Genomic DNA, 18,573 nt, shown 5'->3' on the forward strand with positions numbered 1-18,573 from the left:
AGTTTAGATTAATAGAGGAATTAACCAAAACTTGGATCACATGAATTTAAAAAAGTGTTTTATTGTTTTTTCTGTCCTGATGATCAGCCATATTGGTTTTTCACAGGAAGCATTGAGAGATTTTTTTCAGGCTGGACAACAAAATGCCGAGATATTAACCAAAGCTTATTTACGGCCTTATGGAGAAATGCTTGGTACCGCCCTCAATGCCGGATGGTACAATAGTGCTAAGGTTCATAAATTTGGGGGATTTGACCTTACTGTGAGTGTGATGAATGCTGTGGCACCTGCTTCTGCTAAAACTTTCGATGTAAATAGCCTGGGGATGGAGGGAGTTAATGTTAGTGGCGACGGCATTGCCCCAACCATTGCCGGGGAGATGGATACCCGGCCTTCAATTTCACCTGATGGCACCGGTGATTTTGTAAGCTTTGAGCTGCCTAACGGTTCGGGCAATGACAAACTTCCCATACCTATGGTACAGGCCGCTGTGGGGCTGCCCTTTAATACCGAAATTATGGCACGAGTGGTTCCTTCCATGGATTTCGGTGATGCCGGCGAAGTGAGCGTGCTGGGCTTTGGAGTGAAACACAGTTTAAAAAATTATATTCCTTTTGTTAAAAGAGTACCCTTTTTGCAGATGTCTGTGCTTGCCGGTTATACTAAATTTGATTCTTCTTACGGCATTGAAAGCAGTGAGCAAGTAACTGTAACAGATGGTGAACTGGGCATTTCATCGGGTGCTTTTACCACCCGGCTGTTGTTGGGAGCCAATTTCCCGGTAGTGGCGATTTATACCGGGATGGGCTATGGCTCTACCAACAGTGATTTTGATGTGAAGGGCACATATTATGTTAAGGATTTGTCCGAAGAACTAGATCCTTTTTCATTGAATTACAAGACATCGGGTTTTGATTTTAACGCCGGTTTACGTCTCCGTCTTGGTTTTCTGGCCATTCATGCCGATTATACGGTAGGCGATTATTCGGTGTTGACTGCCGGCGTGGGTATTAATATCCGTTAAACCTAACCAGTTCAGAAAGCGGTTTTCTCTTTTTAATGGGTGCTTCAACCTCTTCGGGACGACCAATCGGCAATAACACTGTCGGTTCTATGTGCCCGGGGAGGTTGAGTGCTTTTGATACTTTGCCCGGATCAAAATTACATACCCAACAGGTGCCAAGACCCAGTTCCGTGGCCCGAAGCGTCATATGGTCCGTTGCAATGGCTACGTCAATATCGGCATGGTCTTTCCCATCGTGACCTCTTTTCCATGAAGCCGAGTGGTCGCTACAAATTACTATAACTTGAGGCGCTTTGGCAAACCACTCGCGGGGATATGCTTCATACAACGCTTTGAGTTTTTCCGGGTCATTGATGACAATAAATACAAATGGTTGATAGTTTACTGCTGTAGGAGCCATACGACCGGCTTCTAACACCTCATTTAGCAGTTCTTCTGAGAGCCTTTCAGGTTTGTATTTCCTTACTGAATAGCGGGTTGTGATGAGTGATTTAAATTCCATAATATTTTCCTTTTAGTTTATGGCAAAATTAATACTTTAGAAGCGATTATGCATTGGTTATCTTTCATGACTAAGTCAATAGATGGAGATAACCATGAAATAAACAGTACCATAAATCTAAACCTATGTTTTTTATCTTATCCAGGTTATTAAGTGTCTTTTTATCCCCCTTAATATGGATTATTATACTGTTATTTTTATCCATAGTTTATAAGAAAAAGTTGAGGCGTTCACTGTTTACCTTGGCAATGGCATTACTATTGATTTTTTCAAATGGTGCTATATTTCATTTTGTTGCGTCGTTATGGGAGACGCCTCAAAAGTCAGTGACCTCTCTCGACGCTTCCTGTCGTACGGTTGTGGTCCTGGGGGGGATGGCTTCAGAGAACAGAAGTAATGGTTTGCCCCGATTTATGCAAAGTTCTGATCGGTTGTGGCAGGCTTTATGGTTATTACAAACAGGTGTTGCCGATACAATGGTTATTTCCGGTGGAAAGGGAACTTTATTCGACAAGCAGCGTTCTGAGGGATTGTTATTGGTAGATTATTTGGAGGATATTAAAGTTATGGATGAGCGGATTTTAGTGGAGGCAAAATCCCGAAATACCTATGAAAATGCGGTTAAAACCTCGGAATTGTTTACGAGAAGAGGTATGTCAAAAAAGATAATTTTGGTAACATCGGCATTTCATATGCCTCGTGCTGCCAGGTGTTTTAAAAGTCAGGGATTTCAGGTAGAGACTTATCCTGCCGACCCCCTGTCAGGCGTCAGACCTTTACAATGGAATGATTATGTTATCCCATCTGCCGGAACCCTGGAATCATGGGAAATTCTCTTTAGAGAATGGGTCGGATTTGTAATGTATCGAATTAATGGTTATTTTAAAGAACAAAACCAGCATGACCAAAATGGTTTGGCGCAAAAAGAACATGTATAAAACTTAGAGGCAGAAGTGCACAGGCAGAAAAGGCCGATAGGCCATTAGGTCAATAGGCCAATAGGTTATTTTGTTGTTAGATGATGAGATTGAATGGCTTGAAGAGTTTGGTAAGATAGACAATTAACTAACCACTAATGGCTGCTTATAAGAAACAATATATCAATGAAGTAAGTAAATTTTATACGGATGAAACGAGCATGGCCAAATTAGGCTATTAGGCCAATAGGCCGTTAGGCTGTAGGTGATTATTGTAACTAAAACATCCGACAACAAAAAACTATTCACTTTAAACTCTTTGGTCATGAGAGTTCCATCAGACCAATGAATTAAATAAATTATATACTAATGAAACCAGGTGTATTATATTTCGTTTTGCTGTTGCTGTTGAGCATTTTTACCTCGTGCGATGAAATCTTTAATGTCGATATTGTGGGGGATGGTAACTTAAAAACAGAGAGCAGGGCAAACGAAATTGGTAATTTTCAGGGGATTTATTTAGATGCCGGTTTCGAGTTGCATATTAGCCAATCGTTAGCCAATGACCTGGTAATTGAGACCGACTCCAATTTAATGACTTACATTGTGACGGAAGTAAATAATGGCATCTTGGAAATTAGTGAAAAAAATAATTTTTCCATTATTTCTCGAAAGTCGGTTCAAATTTTTCTGACTGTTGCTTCCGAATTGTCGTTAATTGAAGTTTTAAACGGTGGAAAAGTTATCATCGATACCATTCAATCGCCACAATTGGACATTAATGTTTATGATGTTTCTCAGGTTAAGGGAGCTTATATTGATTGCAAAGAATTTAACGTGTTTGCCGAAGGTAGTACTAATTTACAACTCAATGGTAACTTCGGCCAATTGCTGGTTCATCAGGTGGGATCCGGCAATCTGTATATAAACGGTTTGGCCGGCAATGGGAACGTTGTACTCGAAGGTTCCGGAAAAATTTCTGCCCGGGAATTGATGATGACCGATGGTGATGTGCGTCTTTACGGTTCCGGGTTGGTTTTTTGCAGAGTGTCAGGTTTGCTGGAAACATTGATTGTAGGCAACGGCCGGATTTATTATTATGGAAAGCCGGAAAATGTGATTAAAAATATTTCCGGAGAGGGTTTGGTTCTGCCCGCTGACGATTAATCAAACCCGGGAATTCCTGATCCCGGGTGTTATCAAAAATAAACACAGGAATTACCGGTCGTCCAGATTGAACGGCATGATACTGGGCAGGGTTGTCGTGCAGACGAAGGTCATTCCGAAACCAATAAATAACCGGTTTAATTGGCATGATTAATAATGGTCTGCCAGTGGGGGAACCACCATTTTATTCCGTAATTCTGAAGCTTTTTGAGCTCCCAGCAGATTACCTGCTATTTCAATGGCGAACTCCATGGCAGCACCAACACCACGACCTGTTATGATGTGACCATCGGTGATGGCCGGTACAGGATAATGATGTGCATCTTTCAAATGGTGTTCGTAGCCCGGATAGCAGGTTGCCTTACGACCTTTTAGAAATCCCAGTTCTCCAAGAATCATGGGGGCAGCGCAAATGGCACCGATCCACTTTTTTCGATTATGGTAATCTTTTAAAAGTTGAGTTAGTGGTTCGTAAGCTTGCAAATTTTTGGTACCGGGCATGCCTCCCGGAAGAATAAGAATATCCTTTTCTTCGATGGGTTTCCCTTGAAAAACTCTATCACATACAATGGTGACACCGTGAGAGCTGGTAACGTTTTTTTCTTCGGTAATAGATATCAGCTCTACATCGGCTCCTGCTCGTACCAGTGCATCTGCCGGGGTAAGGGCTTCTACTTCTTCAAACCCCGGTGCAATAAATATAGCGGCTTTTTTCATATTGCTTTGATTATTATTACTGGTTAAACATTTTGAGTCTCCCGGCAAATTAAATGTGCAACGATTATTCTTTCCCGGAAGTCCAAAAGTTAGTAAGATTTACCCTAAATGCAAAGCTTTCAAAGCCGTTTCACATAAGTTAAATTTGCTTAATTCGTTTGTTGTTAGTGATTTGTTTTTAGTAAGTAATTTTAACGGGGAAAGCCGGGTTCATTGATTTTATACTGAATTTTGTTTTTTACTTTAACGGTTAATGTTTCGTAGCTTTCTTTTCCCGGATATATAGGCTCAAGGAATTCAACGTCCACTTTTTTGAACGGTTTGGGAAATTTGCTTCCTTTAGGCAGGGCTTTGTGGGCTCCTTTAATGGATACGGGGACAATCGGAACGTTTAGTTCCCTGCTTAATATGGCAAAGGTTTTTTTGAAGGGGCCCAAATGTCCTGATTTACTTCTTGTTCCTTCCGGAAAGATGATAAGGTTTCTATTTCGTTTGAGCACTTCAGCCATTTTCTGGATCGATGTTTTGAGGTCTTTATTCAGATCCATAATGATGATGTTGTTTCTGTTGGCCAGAAACTTCAGCCATCGTTGTCTGATGTGCTTTTCCTTGGCATAAAAGTAGGTCTTCCGTAATTGCCTGGACTTCAGATAAGATGCCACGAATAGCCCGTCGAAAAAACTTTGATGGTTCGGCGTAATGATACACGGACCTTCCGGAATATTCTTAACCCCTTTGGCACGAAATCGGAAGTAGATATGAAAGAAAAATTTAGATAAACGCACAAACAGACTCCCGGTAATCCATGTTTTGGGAAGATTAATATGAACTTTTTCCTTCAGAATTTCCTTCCAGTTAATTTTCTGTTCGGTTATCTTGGTTTTAACGGTCCTTATATGTTCAGATAACAATAGTATATTGTTAAATTTAAGCATCTCGGTGGGTTCCATCTTCACACCGAAGGTCTGGTCCAAATAGGTTTGAAAGGCCACTTTATCCAACGAATCAAGGCCGAGGTCCATCTCTATATGGTGATGTGGTGATACTGTCCGGTTCTTCTCTTTTGAAAGATAGGAGGCTATCATTTTGTATTCTTCAAATTCCGGGGCAGAAGTTTTTTCCCGGGTTTCACCGGTATCCCTGACTAAATCTTTTAGTTTATAGCGTTGCAGTTTCGAAAGGCGTGTTCGGGGTAATTCCTGATCGGTAAGATAAAAGCGCATAATTTTTTTATAGGAAGATACTTCCTTGTTGTAGGTATCAATGACTTCCCACCGGATAATATCTTCTAGATTATCAGTTTCGCCGGCTTCCATTAATGCACTTTTCTCGGGAACGATAATCGCCTGAAGCATATCATCTTTAAAGAAAACCCCGCATTCGCGTACTAAGGGCGAGGTCTCAATTTTTTGTTCCAACCCGGCAGGATTGACATTTTTCCCGTTGGAGAGAACGATGATTTCCTTTTTTCGCCCGGTAATAAATAAGAAACCCTCTTCAGAAAGGTAACCCAAATCGCCGGTATGGAGACGACCATCTTTTAATACTTCTGCGGTTTCTTCCGGACGGTTGTAGTAACCCTTCATAATCTGTCGGCCCGAGGCCGTTATCTCACCATCAATGATTTCTATTTTGGTTCCGGGAAGGGCTTCACCGGGTGAACCACTTTTAAATCGACCCGGTCGGGTAAAGGTTATCATAGGGGCCGACTCCGTCATCCCATAACCTTCCAGTACTTCAAACCCCAATGTCTTAAAGACTTGGGCTACTTCCGGGTCTAAGGCTGCTCCTCCTGAAACAAGATAGGTCAATGCGCCACCCATTTTTTTATGAAGGGAAGAAAAAATTAGACGAGAAAACCGTTTGTTGTTTATTTTGGAAGACAACCGAAATAGAAATTTAGCAATTTTATTTGCATCGATTTTGTCTCGTATCCCTTTGCCAATGGCAGAATACAGTCGTGGTACACCTATCAGCAGATTTATTTTGCTGTTTCGAAGGGTGCTTAAAATTTCTTCTGATGCCATGGAGGGGCATATGGATATAGTGCCTCCTACATAAAGGGGAATAATCATCGTGCCCATTAAAGGGAAAATATGATGCAACGGTAGAAGCATCATGGTTCTGGTTTCGTGCGAGTAGATTTTAATTTTATGAGCTACTCCCTCAATATTGGCCAGAAGGTTATCAAATGAAAGCATGACCCCTTTGGGACTGCCTGTTGTCCCCGATGTGTATATTATTACTGCAGTATCTGTTGCTTCCGGTTTGGGAAAATGGTATTGGGGGGCGCCAGACCGATTTTCATTCGAAAGGGAATCAACATCGATGATTTGCGTGGTCAGGCCGGCTATTTCAATAGCTTTAAGCAGAGTTTCGCGGTTGTTTTTGGAAGTAAAAACAATCTCGGGACGACAGTCGTTAAGAATATAGGCTACTTCATCGGCAGTGGCCAGATGATCAATGGGAACGGGTATCCCCTGATTTTTCCAAATGGCGTAAAATGAGTATACCCATTCCGGTCGGTTCTCAAAAAAGAGTGCGGCGGTTCCACTTTTCTCTATTTTGAAAGAAGCGGCATATTGACCAATGTGTTTTAGTAAACCGCTATAACTAATGGAATCATTTCCATAAATAATGGCCGCTTTTCGGCCCATGTTTTTTAACATATTCAAGTAGTAAAAATAAAGCCACAAAAATAAGCTTTTGTGGCCTAATTAACCAATAAGATTTGACGGGCCGGAAAATAAAAGCCACTCCTAAACCGTTAAATCTGTATGTATATAACAATTAATAAAAGAGATTGTTTTTCTGTTAGTTACTTTTTTATTTTTATGGGTTTTGATTTATCCGGCAAGATTAAATTGAGGATAACTCCTGTGACAGCCGACAAGCCTATCCCTGCCAGTGAAAAATTGCCAAACTGAATAATGGCGCCACCTACGCCAACGGTCAGGATGACCGATATTATGACCTGGTTCCGTGTTTTGTTGAGATTGGTTTTTGAATCGATGAGCGTTTTAATACCAACCGATGCAATGGTTCCAAATAACAAAAGCATAATGCCTCCTAACACGGCTCCGGGAATAGATTCCAAAAAACCACTTATTTTCCCCAATACCGAAAACAAAATGGCTGTGATGGCCGAAATCCTTAATACAAACGGATCCGCTACTTTGGTAAGCGATATGGCGCCCGTAACTTCCGAATAAGTGGTGTTGGGAACACTACCCATACTTCCGGCAAGGGCGGTGGCCAATCCGTCACCCAACATGGTACGGTGCAATCCGGGCTCTTTAACGAAGTTTTTGTCGGCCACAGCACCTACTGCATACATGTCACCTATATGTTCGATTAGCGGTGCTATGGCTACGGGTATCATATAGATTATGGCCCCCCAGCTGAAGTGTGGTATCTGAAAATCCGGAAGCGACAACCATGCAGCTTCCTGAATGGGGGTAAAATCAACTTCTCCAATTACGACAGCAACTATATAGCCTGTCAATATTCCCATAAATATAGGGATTAGTTTTATCATCCCTTTGGTAAATACAACAATTATTATGGCGGTGGCTAAAGATATCAGCGCTAAAAGCCAGTTTTCCTTGGCCATGTCTACCCCTACCGGAGCCAGTGACAACCCTATGACCATTATTACCGGACCTACAACTATTGATGGAAATACTTTATCTATAATTGCCAGGCCTCGCCATTTTACTATCGCCGACATTATGCTATATACCAAACCTACAGCTATTATGCCTGAGAGCATGCCGGCATAGCCAAACAGCCGGGTAGCCTCTATGATGGGTGCTATAAATGCAAAACTACTCCCTAAAAATACCGGAACTTTTCCTTTGGTGATTAAATGAAAAAGTAACGTTCCTATGCCTGCCGTGAACAACGCTATGGAGGGATTAATACCTACCAGTAGCGGAACCAATACTGTGGCACCAAAGGCTACAAATAAAAACTGAACCCCTATAATAATTTTTTTGGGAAATGATAATGTTGAAGGTTGTTTCATCAGTATATAATTTACATAATTTATTGACCGGATGGAAAATTAGTCATTAGTTCATAGTTCTTTAGGTAACCAAATCTGATGGCTATTGACTAACTACTTAAAATTTGGATTGTTTTAATAAATTTTTCCGGGGGCGAAAATATAAACAATTGTTAAAAGTACCGCATACCTAATTAAAATTTCTTCTTCTGCCTTCTGCCTGTGCACTTCTGCCTTAGTTTTTATACATGTTCTTATTGTGGAAAACCTTTTTCCCATGCTCGTTTCATTCCTACAATAACCCGGATAAATTTTATGCGAATGATTGAATATCATGATATTTTGATTTACATTGCTTTTGCTCGGAGCTTTAAATCAATATCCCGGTAGAAAAAAAGTATATGTGAATGCCCTGTAACTAAATCGGTATTTTAGGCGTCTTAACCATTAAGTTTTATTCAATCAGATTTTAAAAATATTTCAAACATGAGGATTACATCTTTTAAATTCATCGGACTACTTGGTCTGTTCGTCATTGCTTTTGGCTTTGAAGGATATGCAGATAATCGTGAAAAACGAGCGGTAAACGGGCAATTTAATGAAATTGCTGTTTCCTCCGGCATTGATTTAATTATTAGTCAGGGAGAGCCAACTGAGATTTTTGTGGAAGGAGATGATGATATTTTAAATAAGATAAAAACTGAAGTCAAGGGAAATAGGTTGAATATTTATTTTGATTCCAATTTTCTTTCGTGGGCTTTTAACTTTAAGGAAGCTAAGGTTTATGTTACTACCAATGATATCCAAAAACTGATAGCATCGGCTGGTTCAAATATAAAATGTATTGGAGAAATAAATGGTGAAAGTTTGGTGGTAACAGCTTCGGGAGGTGCCGATATTAATATAAGCCTCAAAGCTAAAGATATTATTTTTAATGCCAGCGGTGGGGCTGATATTTGGGTTGAGGGAGAAGCAGATAATGTTGAAGCTCGTGCCAGTGGTGGTTCCGACATCATGGCTCGTAAATTGATTGCTCAACGGGTTAAGGCTGTTGCCTCGGGTGGCGCCGATGTGGTTGTGTTTGCGGAACAAGAGATTGAAGCTTCGGCCAGCGGTGGTGCCGATGTTGATTATTATGGTTCTCCCAATGCTGTGCGGATTAATGAATCGGGGGGAGGTGAGGTTAATCGTCACTCCAATTGATGGATAATAAAAAAAAGATGTCTAAAATGAACTGATTATGAAGATCCTGTAGAACAATAACCAATAAAGAACACAATTAAATATGATCAATATAGCATTGTTGATTTTTTAGACACCCTTTAGATTTTGGGGAAGGGTTTACATCAGTATGAAATTTACTTATTTTATTGAACTATTGGTTCTTAAAAATAGTCAATAGTGGTTAGTCGTTAGTCATTAGTTTTTCGACACTAACCACTAATGACTGTTGACTAATGACTAATCACTAATGACTAACCACTAATGACTAACCACTAATGACTATTTTTAGATTAAACCACACCCTGGGCTAACATGGCATTGGCTACTTTTATGAAACCACTGATGTTGGCACCTTTCACATAATTAATGTAATTGCCTTCTTCGCGTCCATATTTGACACAAGTGGCGTGAATATTTTTCATTATTGATTTTAGTTTTTGATCTACTTCTTCACGCGTCCAGGTTAAACGTATCGAATTCTGGGTCATTTCCAGACCTGATACGGCTACTCCGCCGGCATTGGCTGCTTTACCCGGACCAAAAAGTATTTTATTTTTATGGAAAATATCGATGGCTTCCGGTGTGGATGGCATATTGGCTCCTTCTGAAACGCATATACATCCATTTTCAACCAATGTTTGGGCATCCTCGCCGTTCAGCTCATTTTGGGTGGCCGCAGGTATGGCTATGTCACATTTTACTTTCCACGGTGTTTCGTCCTCATAATATTCCACATCCGGATATTTCTCTGCATATTCTCTAATGCGCCCGCGAATGGCATTCTTCAGTAGTTTGACATATTCCAGTTTTTCCTGGTCAATTCCGTTCGGATCATAAATGTATCCATTTGAATCGGACAAGGTAACAGGCTTGCCCCCCAGTTGAAGCACTTTTTCTACCGCATATTGAGCCACATTGCCCGAACCACTGATCACTACCGTTTTTCCATTGATCTTTTCACCTCTGGTGGCCAGCATCTCCTGAGCAAAATAGACCGCACCATAGCCTGTGGCTTCCGGTCGAAGCGGACTGCCGCCCCATTCCAATCCTTTTCCGGTAAAGGTGCCCTGAAAGGCATTGGACAATCGTTTATATTGTCCGAAAATATAGCCAATCTCTCGGCCGCCAACACCAATATCTCCCGCAGGAATATCCGTGTTAGGGCCTACGTGGCGCTCCAGTTCAGTCACAAATGACTGACAAAACTTCATGACTTCCTGATCCGACTTCCCCTTAGGATTAAAGTCTGACCCTCCTTTCCCGCCTCCCATAGGCAGAGAGGTTAAACTATTCTTTAGTACCTGTTCAAAGGCCAAAAACTTTAATATGCTCTGATTGACCGATGGGTGAAACCTTAAGCCCCCCTTATATGGGCCAATGGCACTATTCATTTGTACACGATAACCCCTGTTGATCTGTATCTCCCCCTGATCGTCGATCCACGGTACACGAAAGCTGATGATTCGCTCCGGTTCGGTCATCCTTTCCAGGATTTTGTTTTTTATGAAAACAGGATTTTCCAAAATAAAAGCAGCAAGACTGTCAACTACTTCATATACAGCCTGATGAAACTCGGGTTCGTTGGGATTTTTGGCTTTAACATTGGCCATAAAATCCTCAACGTACTTGAGGACTCTTGAATCGTTCATAAATTAAATTGTTAGAGGTTTTGACTTTTGAGGTGTGCAAATGTAATAAAAATTGTCATTTTACTTATGAAGAGGAAGAATTAATTGATTTTTTTTAATAATTTGTTGGAGCATCGTGCCTGAAATAAAATGTTAATTCGATGGTTGTATAATGTTGATTTTTAATGCAATGGTTTGATTTTCTTGATTTTTTATGGGATAGGTCATAACTTTTTGTGTAAATTATTTTTTATGTTAAAATTGATGTGCTTGCAAATTACTGTTAAATAGCTTCTTTGGGTATGTTTTTTGAAGAAATAATTTTTACTTTTGACGCTCTGGAAGGGCCCTTGAAAATCCCGGTCATAAAAGAGGAGAGATTTAGCGCATCCACAGAGGGAAGAGGGGATAAGCATTTTTATTGATGGTTTCAGAAAACTATATTGACATAGGAGAGGCGAGCTAGGGTTCTCAGCTCTTGAAGTCAGTAACTTAAATTATTTTTAGGCCAAATATATTAATCGGTATACAGGGATAGAAAGATGAGTGAACTTACAGCACTATTGTTAGTATTAAGTGGGGTGGTGATACTGATGTCATCACTATTGAAAGGGATGACCGGTTTTGGTTTTGCCTTGATAGCTATACCATTTCTGTCGATGATTTATCCAATAAAGGTATTGGTGCCGGCCATGACCATATTTAATCTGGTTTCGAGTGTTATGTTACTTCTTAAGATACGGGAACGTATCTCCTGGAAATATTTCATTCCGATGTTTTTAGCGAGTTTAGGGGGTATCCCTCTGGGCATCTATCTGTTGGATTATTTGAATGAGGAAGTTTTGCGGATTATTATAGGAGCGGTTTTGGTCTTTGTCTCTTTAAAGATGTTATCCGGAATTCCTATTGCGAAACGTTATTTGGATAAACCGATTGTATTTGCCGGTTTTTTAAGTGGTATTTTATCGGGTAGTATATCGTTGGGCGGACCGCCACTGGTTATTGCCATGAATAGAAAGAACTACAGCAAAGAGCTCTTTCGGGGTGTTTTTGCCTGGTTTAGTACCTTTAGTTCATTTTTTGCCCTGGGTGCCCTTTATGTGGAAAAGTTAATTCCGCCCGACTCACTGAAACTGGCTTTGTACTATACCCCTTTGTTGTTGGTAGGTGCTTCGCTCGGAAACCGATTGGCTGCTTTGGTCAATGCCGAAAAATTCAAAAGAGTGGTAATCCTTGTCAATGTGTTTACCGGCATTTTCACCGTTGTCTCTGCCATTCTTGCATTGTAATATTGAAATGGTTTTATAGTGAAGATTTATATATTGATTTAATTTTAAAAGCTTCTTGCAAATGTTTTTTAAATACAAAGATATACCTGTCGAACCTCTGGGAAAAGGGGTGTCCCGACGTATTTTAGGTCATGACACGGATATCATGATGGTTCAGGTAAACTTTGAAAAAGGTGCCATTGGTGAGGCGCACCGGCATCCGCATCGTCAAACATCATATGTGGTTTCGGGAGTATTTGAAGTCACCATTGGTGATGAAACCCAAATTTTGGAAGCCGGCGATGCTTTTTATGTGGAACCTGACCAATTGCATGGTGTCGTTTGTCTGGAAAAAGGAACACTGGTTGATGTTTTTAATCCTGCCAGGGAAGATTTTCTTTAAATTGTTATGTCAAAATTTATTCATATTTTTCTTTTACTGCTGGCTGCAACTGCTGTGGGATGTCAATCCTTTGATAAAAATAGCCTACAAACAGGTGATCTGCTTTTCATGGGAAAAGCGGCATCAGAGCTTTCCGATGCTATTGATGCCGTGACCAATCAAGGGGAGGGCGACCATTTTACCCATGTGGGGATGGTCGAAATCGTCGGGGATTCAATTTATGTAATCCATGCCGATGATAAATTGGGGGTCTGCAAACAGCCGTTAGATTCTTTTTTGGTGGATGATAAAGGGCGAAAACGCCATGTTGTAGCTTTTCGATTAAAAGATGAATTTAAAGGAAGCATTGAAGAAGCGGTCAGACGCGTCAATTCTGTGCTTGGTCAGCCCTATAATAGAACATATGTTATTGAGGATTCGGGCTACTATTGCAGTGAACTCATCTGGTGGGCTTTTGCTCCCGATTCTGTCTTTTCGTTGGCGCCTATGACCTTTAAAGATCCCGAAACCGGTGTTTTTCATAAAGGCTGGGAAGAACACTATCAAAAACTGGGCGTGCCCATTCCCGAAGGTAAACCAGGATGTAATCCCAACGGAATGGCTGCTTCCCGGGCTATCTTCCGGTTAGGGGTATTAAGGTGGCAGGATAAAAAATAAGTCATTAGTATTTTAGTCATTAGTGAATTAGTCATTAGTGATTTAGTAATTAGTCAATAGTCATTTGTAATTAGTTATTAGTGTTGGTTACATAAAGAGCTAATCACTAACCACTAACGACTAACCACTAACCACTAACGACTAACCACTAATCACTAACCACTAACGACTAACCACTAACCACTATTTCCCTTCGTCTACCGGAATAAGCCGAAATATCACACCGGGATTTTCCACACCAATGTACAGGTATCCGTCAGGTCCTGTCTCTACTGAGCGTACCCTGCCCGCTTCGCGAAGCATTATTTCGTGTTTCTGTACCTGGTTCCCCTTGAGAACGGTACGCACCAGATAACGAAAGCTGAGTGACCCCGAGAAAATATTATTGCCCCATTCCGGATAAACCCCGGAATCGGCGAATGCCATTCCGCATGGCGCTATCGAGGGAGTCCAGTGTATTATCGGTTGTTCCATTCCCGCTTTGGCGGTATCGCGTGTAATAATGGTCCCATCGTAATTGATGCCATAGGTGATTTCCGGCCACCCGTAGTTGGCACCTTTTTTTATGATGTTCAGTTCATCACCCCCTTTGGGGCCATGCTCGGTTTCCCATAGTTCGCCGGTCACAGGATGAAACGCCAAACCCTGCGGATTGCGATGACCATATGACCAAATGGAGGGGATGGCGCCGGGTGTGTCTACAAAGGGATTGTCTTCCGGAATTTTCCCGTCATCATGTATGCGGTGTATTTTGCCACTATGATTTGTGAGGTCCTGCGCATTGGAGGGATTACCCCGTTCCCCTACCGAAAAGTAGAGATAGTGATCTTTGTCAAAAGCCATTCTGCAACCAAAGTGAACACCGCTACGCGTATTGGGCGTGGCTTTAAAAATTTTTTCCCGGTCAACCAGTTGGTCATCTTTAAGGCGTGCCCTCATTATTGCCGTGTTACCACCATTGCCTTCAGGTTCTGAATATGCCAGATATATCCACCCGTTGTTTTCATAATCGGGATGGAGTTCAATGTCGAGGAGTCCACCCTGACCGTTGGCATATACCTGAGGCACTTCTTCTATTCTGGCGGCAAAGGTCTTGCCACGGAAACGAAAGAGTTCTCCACTTCTTTCCGTTACCAGCATGTCACCGTTTGGAAGCCATGCCATGGCCCACGGTATCCCGAGTCCGGTTGCTATCGTATCGATACGGAACGACAGCTCTTCTGTTTTCACCACCTCCGGAAATCCCGGCCGGTAGTCGTGAGACCCGGCTTTCTTTTTTATATCCGTTAGAATGTAACGTGCTACGCCTTCTATTTCTGTTTGAGAGAAAACATTGCCAAAAGCGGGCATGCCCGTTTCATAGTCCCCGTCCCTGATGATCCTTTCCATTTCGCTTTGAGACCTCGCAAACAGAGCGTTACGGTCTTCACCCGCAAATCGTTCCATATAAGGCCCGTGACAACTTGCGCAATAATTGGTGTATAACTGCCCGGGTGAACGTGGTGCCTGAGCATCGCCACCCGACGTCTGGCCCGAACAACCTATCGAGGAGGTGGAGGTCAATAAGGCCCACAGCAAAATTATTAAAACCGAAAACAAGCCGGTTATTGTTATATGCTTTTTGTTAAACATAGCTCTTGAGGATTGTGGTGTTTTTTGATGAAGCTTTTCAATTGCAATGGTTTTATTAAATTTCTTCCTGGTTTATAAAGCTTAATATTAAACATTTATCTCGAAAAAATGTTTAGTGCCTTTACTTTAGTGAATTGAACAATTGATATGTTAATAACGTTCTTTTATGTGTCAGTGTTACACCTGAAGATTGAGGGATTGACGGGGTAATGTGCTAATGTGCTAATGTGCTAATGAGTTGATTTGCTAATGTTCTGATATTGAGTTGTATGTTTCTGTAGAATATTTATCTTAAATCTTAAATCTAAAAATCTAAAAATCTATTTTTTAATGTGCTGATGTGCTAATGAGTTGATGTGCTGATGAGTTGATTTGCTAATGTGCTGATATTGAGTTGTATGTTCCTGTAAAATATTTATCTTAAATCTTAAATCTAAAAATCTAAAAATCTAATAATCTAATAATCTAAAAATTACTCATTATGGAAAATAGAGAAAAACTTGTGGTTTTATGGACCAGCGCTGATAAAGAGGTTGCCGAAAAAGTTGTATTGATGTATTGCCAGGGTGCAAAAATGAAAAACTGGTTTCAGGAAGTGGTATTGGTGGTTTGGGGACCCTCAACTAAATTGTTGGCGTCAGACAGTACCCTGCAGGATAAAATTAAGGGGTTGAAGGAAATTGGTATCAGGGTGCAGGCTTGCAGCGTTTGTGCCGGCGATTATGGAGTTGTGGATGAACTTGAGAAACTGGGGTTAGAAGTTATTCCAATGGGAGAACCTTTGACCAATTATTTGAAAGATGACTGGAAAGTGTTGAGCTTTTAAAATTTGTTGGTTTAAATCGAAAAAACGGGTATGGCGTAAAGGACATGGTTAAAAAGTAAATTTCAGAGGTAAAAGTGCACTGTCAGAAGTGGAATTTTTCTTCAATGTCAGTTTCCCATTAAGGGTAAGATTTTTTTTTGATATTCTAATCTAATGGTTGTAAATTACACTTCGCAATATTTCAATTGGTTAGGTTAGGGTATGAGGGTAATGTCTGTGTTGTTTTTAATGTTGAATTAAGAGGCCTGGAAACGTCTGGTAATAATGACAAACTTCTTCCAAAAGTCTTTTAGCGTTCAAAAATGAGCAGTTTTATCTTATCCATATTTGACAAAAGAATATTTCAAACACTCAATAATAAATCCGGGTATAATTTAAATTTCTGTTTATGAAAAAGAAACGTTATTCTTTTATTGTCATGCTGTTTGTTATGGCAATCACTTTAATCGGTAGTGGTTGTCAGCAAAAAACAACAGTTGAAAGAGCACCCCTCATCCCGATGGAAGATTTTTTCCGCAATCCGGAAAAAACAGCTTATCAGATTTCGCCCGACGGAAAATATTTTTCCTTCATGGCACCCTATGAAAGCCGCCTTAATATCTTTGTTCAGGCCGTTGACGGCAGCGATTCTGCCGTGCGCGTAACTTCCGAAACAGAACGCGATATCGCAGGATATTTCTGGGGCAATAATAACCGATTGCTTTTCCTTAAAGACAGCGGAGGCGACGAAAACTACTCACTCTATGGTGTCGACAAGGATGGGGCCAACATGAAGGACCTTACTGAATTTCCTGATGTCAGAACCCTCATTATTGATGACTTGCGGGATATTGATGACGAAGTTATCGTGGGCCTTAATAAGAGAGACCCGCGTGTTTTTGACCCATACCGGCTTAACATTGAAACCGGTGAATTGACCATGCTTGCACAAAATCCGGGAAACATACAATACTGGCTTACCGACCATGAAGGAAAACTGAGAGTCGCTGTCGCCATTGATGGCGGAGTAAATACTACTCTGTTATACCGGAAGACCGAAGATGAGGAGTTTAAACCCATTCTTCAGACCAACTTTAAAGATGAGCTTAATCCCTATTTCTTTACCTTCGATAATGAAAAATTATATGCCGTATCGAATCTTGGAAGGGATAAAAAAGCACCGGTCATTTTCAACCCCGAAACCGCCGAGGTGGAAGACGTGTTGTACGAAAATGACCAATTTGATGTGGAGGGTCTGAGCTATTCCAGAAAAAGAAACGTCTTGACTACAGCTTCTTATGTTTCCTGGAAGCGGGAACGGCACTTCTTTGATGAAGAGGCACGAATGCTTTTCGAACGCCTGGAACGTGACCTGGGAGATTATGAAGTGGCAATTACCGATATGAATAAAGAGGAGACCCGATTCATAGTACGTACCTATAGCGACCGTTCGCGCGGTTCTTATTATTTCTATGATAAGGAATCGGACGAATTAAAGAAAATTGCTGATGTGAGTCCCTGGATTGATGAAGACAATATGGCCAAAATGTTACCCATTCAATATCAATCGCGAGATAGTTTAACCATTCATGGGTATCTTACCTTACCTAAAGGATATGATTTAGAGACAGCCCAAAATCTGCCGGTCGTGGTTAATCCGCACGGAGGACCATGGGCCCGCGACTCATGGGGGTTTAACCCCGAAGTTCAGTTCCTTGCTAACCGCGGATACGCCGTCCTTCAAATGAATTTCCGGGGTTCTACGGGATATGGCAAAAAGTTTTGGGAAATGTCCTTCGGACAATGGGGGCTCTCTATGCAAGACGATATTACGGATGGTGTGAAATGGCTTATTAATAAAGGTATTGCCGACCCCGACCGGGTTGCCATTTATGGTGGTAGTTACGGTGGTTATGCCACCCTGGCCGGTATGACCTTTACGCCCGATTTGTATGCCGCAGGTGTTGACTACGTCGGAGTCTCCAATCTCTTTACATTTATGAATACCATACCGCCTTACTGGAAACCCATGCTCGATATGTTTTACGAAATGGTGGGGAATCCCCAAACCGACAGCCTTAGGTTAAGACAAACCTCACCGGTATTTCATGCCGATAAAATTAAAGCACCTCTGTTTATTGCTCAGGGTGCAAATGACCCACGGGTGAATAAAGATGAATCCGACCAAATGGTGGAAGCCCTCAGAAACAGAGGTGTCGAAGTTCAATACATGGTGAAGGATAACGAAGGCCACGGCTTCAGAAACGAAGAAAACCGTTTCGATTTTTATGGAGCAATGGAACAATTCCTCGCCGAGCATATTGGCGATAAGGAGGAATAATTGTGCTAAGGTTCTCTTTGTCCACGGGTTACCCTTTATAATTCCGAAATAGGATGGAATATTCTGTCCGTTATCAGGTCTGTCTCTGAAGTTTTGTTGTTGAATCCTTTTTCGGGGATGTTTCCGTTAACATGGAAGCTCAGCAGAAAGCTTTGGAGGCAGATTTTTTTAATACAGGATTTTGTGTTGATGCCAGGGATTTTAGATACTTTGAAAAGAAAGAAGCAAAAGGATTAAAAAAAAACCGCATTTACGGTAATGCGGCCAACCAGGTCCTTTACT

16 protein-coding genes are annotated in these 18,573 nt (G+C 41.2%); 9 read left to right on the forward strand and 7 right to left on the reverse strand.

Annotation, left to right across the window (positions count from 1 at the left end):
* The first annotated feature begins 40 nt into the window (after positions 1 to 40).
* On the forward strand, positions 41 to 1,024 hold the full coding sequence (locus BM130_RS07635; protein ID WP_010527188.1) for a DUF6588 family protein: 984 nt from the start codon (positions 41 to 43) through the stop codon (positions 1,022 to 1,024).
* On the opposite strand, the gene BM130_RS07640 is transcribed toward BM130_RS07635, so the two are convergent.
* A complete protein-coding gene (locus tag BM130_RS07640) occupies positions 1,011 to 1,526 on the reverse strand; it encodes a nitroreductase family protein (protein ID WP_010527189.1) in 516 nt (171 codons plus the stop codon). The genes BM130_RS07635 and BM130_RS07640 overlap by 14 nt on opposite strands.
* A 125-nt stretch (positions 1,527 to 1,651) precedes the next feature.
* Between BM130_RS07640 and BM130_RS07645 the strand changes: the two genes are divergently transcribed.
* Both BM130_RS07645 and BM130_RS07650 read left to right on the forward strand, forming a co-directional pair.
* Positions 1,652 to 2,464 carry a YdcF family protein gene (locus BM130_RS07645; protein WP_010527190.1) on the forward strand — a complete coding sequence of 271 codons (813 nt, stop codon included), beginning with the start codon at positions 1,652 to 1,654 and terminating at the stop codon, positions 2,462 to 2,464.
* A 348-nt stretch (positions 2,465 to 2,812) separates the two neighbouring features.
* Positions 2,813 to 3,610, forward strand: a complete 798-nt coding sequence (locus tag BM130_RS07650; RefSeq protein ID WP_010527191.1) for a GIN domain-containing protein — start codon at positions 2,813 to 2,815, stop codon at positions 3,608 to 3,610.
* On the opposite strand, the gene BM130_RS07655 is transcribed toward BM130_RS07650, so the two are convergent.
* The 4 genes from BM130_RS07655 to BM130_RS07670 all read right to left on the reverse strand — a co-directional run bounded on the left by BM130_RS07655 (position 3,564) and on the right by BM130_RS07670 (position 8,354).
* Positions 3,564 to 3,758, reverse strand: a complete 195-nt coding sequence (locus BM130_RS07655; protein WP_010527192.1) for a deoxyribodipyrimidine photo-lyase — start codon at positions 3,756 to 3,758, stop codon at positions 3,564 to 3,566. The genes BM130_RS07650 and BM130_RS07655 overlap by 47 nt on opposite strands.
* A gap of 2 nt (positions 3,759 to 3,760) precedes the next feature.
* Positions 3,761 to 4,327, reverse strand: a complete 567-nt coding sequence (locus tag BM130_RS07660) for a DJ-1 family glyoxalase III (protein ID WP_010527193.1) — start codon at positions 4,325 to 4,327, stop codon at positions 3,761 to 3,763.
* A gap of 191 nt (positions 4,328 to 4,518) precedes the next feature.
* The gene (locus BM130_RS07665; RefSeq protein WP_010527194.1) at positions 4,519 to 6,984 is read right to left on the reverse strand and encodes an AMP-binding protein; all 2,466 of its coding nucleotides are present in this window, start codon (positions 6,982 to 6,984) and stop codon (positions 4,519 to 4,521) included.
* Positions 6,985 to 7,145: 161 nt separating this feature from the next.
* Positions 7,146 to 8,354, reverse strand: coding sequence for a uracil-xanthine permease family protein (locus BM130_RS07670; protein ID WP_010527195.1), 1,209 nt, complete (start codon positions 8,352 to 8,354; stop codon positions 7,146 to 7,148).
* A gap of 465 nt (positions 8,355 to 8,819) precedes the next feature.
* Between BM130_RS07670 and BM130_RS07680 the strand changes: the two genes are divergently transcribed.
* Positions 8,820 to 9,536, forward strand: coding sequence for a head GIN domain-containing protein (locus BM130_RS07680; protein WP_010527197.1), 717 nt, complete (start codon positions 8,820 to 8,822; stop codon positions 9,534 to 9,536).
* Between the two features lie 311 nt (positions 9,537 to 9,847).
* Here BM130_RS07680 and gdhA read toward each other — a convergent pair whose 3' ends face one another.
* Complete coding sequence (gdhA, locus tag BM130_RS07685) at positions 9,848 to 11,206, reverse strand: NADP-specific glutamate dehydrogenase (RefSeq protein ID WP_010527198.1); 1,359 nt, start codon at positions 11,204 to 11,206, stop codon at positions 9,848 to 9,850.
* 521 nt (positions 11,207 to 11,727) lie between these two features.
* Here gdhA and BM130_RS07690 point away from each other — a divergent pair.
* The 3 genes from BM130_RS07690 to BM130_RS07700 all read left to right on the forward strand — a co-directional run bounded on the left by BM130_RS07690 (position 11,728) and on the right by BM130_RS07700 (position 13,513).
* Positions 11,728 to 12,474 carry a sulfite exporter TauE/SafE family protein gene (locus BM130_RS07690; RefSeq protein WP_029626549.1) on the forward strand — a complete coding sequence of 249 codons (747 nt, stop codon included), beginning with the start codon at positions 11,728 to 11,730 and terminating at the stop codon, positions 12,472 to 12,474.
* A 61-nt stretch (positions 12,475 to 12,535) separates the two neighbouring features.
* Positions 12,536 to 12,856, forward strand: a complete 321-nt coding sequence (locus tag BM130_RS07695) for a cupin domain-containing protein (protein WP_010527200.1) — start codon at positions 12,536 to 12,538, stop codon at positions 12,854 to 12,856.
* A 6-nt stretch (positions 12,857 to 12,862) separates the two neighbouring features.
* A complete protein-coding gene (locus BM130_RS07700) occupies positions 12,863 to 13,513 on the forward strand; it encodes a YiiX/YebB-like N1pC/P60 family cysteine hydrolase (protein ID WP_010527201.1) in 651 nt (216 codons plus the stop codon).
* A 183-nt stretch (positions 13,514 to 13,696) separates the two neighbouring features.
* On the opposite strand, the gene BM130_RS07705 is transcribed toward BM130_RS07700, so the two are convergent.
* A complete protein-coding gene (locus BM130_RS07705) occupies positions 13,697 to 15,145 on the reverse strand; it encodes a PQQ-dependent sugar dehydrogenase (RefSeq protein ID WP_010527202.1) in 1,449 nt (482 codons plus the stop codon).
* A 481-nt stretch (positions 15,146 to 15,626) separates the two neighbouring features.
* Between BM130_RS07705 and BM130_RS07710 the strand changes: the two genes are divergently transcribed.
* Complete coding sequence (locus BM130_RS07710; RefSeq protein ID WP_010527203.1) at positions 15,627 to 15,971, forward strand: DsrE family protein; 345 nt, start codon at positions 15,627 to 15,629, stop codon at positions 15,969 to 15,971.
* Positions 15,972 to 16,359: 388 nt separating this feature from the next.
* Entirely contained in the window at positions 16,360 to 18,291 is a 1,932-nt protein-coding gene (locus BM130_RS07715) for a S9 family peptidase (RefSeq protein WP_010527204.1), read from the forward strand.
* Positions 18,292 to 18,573: the final 282 nt, after the last annotated feature.

The organism is Thermophagus xiamenensis (assembly GCF_900112795.1).
Taxonomy (GTDB): domain Bacteria; phylum Bacteroidota; class Bacteroidia; order Bacteroidales; family Marinilabiliaceae; genus Thermophagus; species Thermophagus xiamenensis.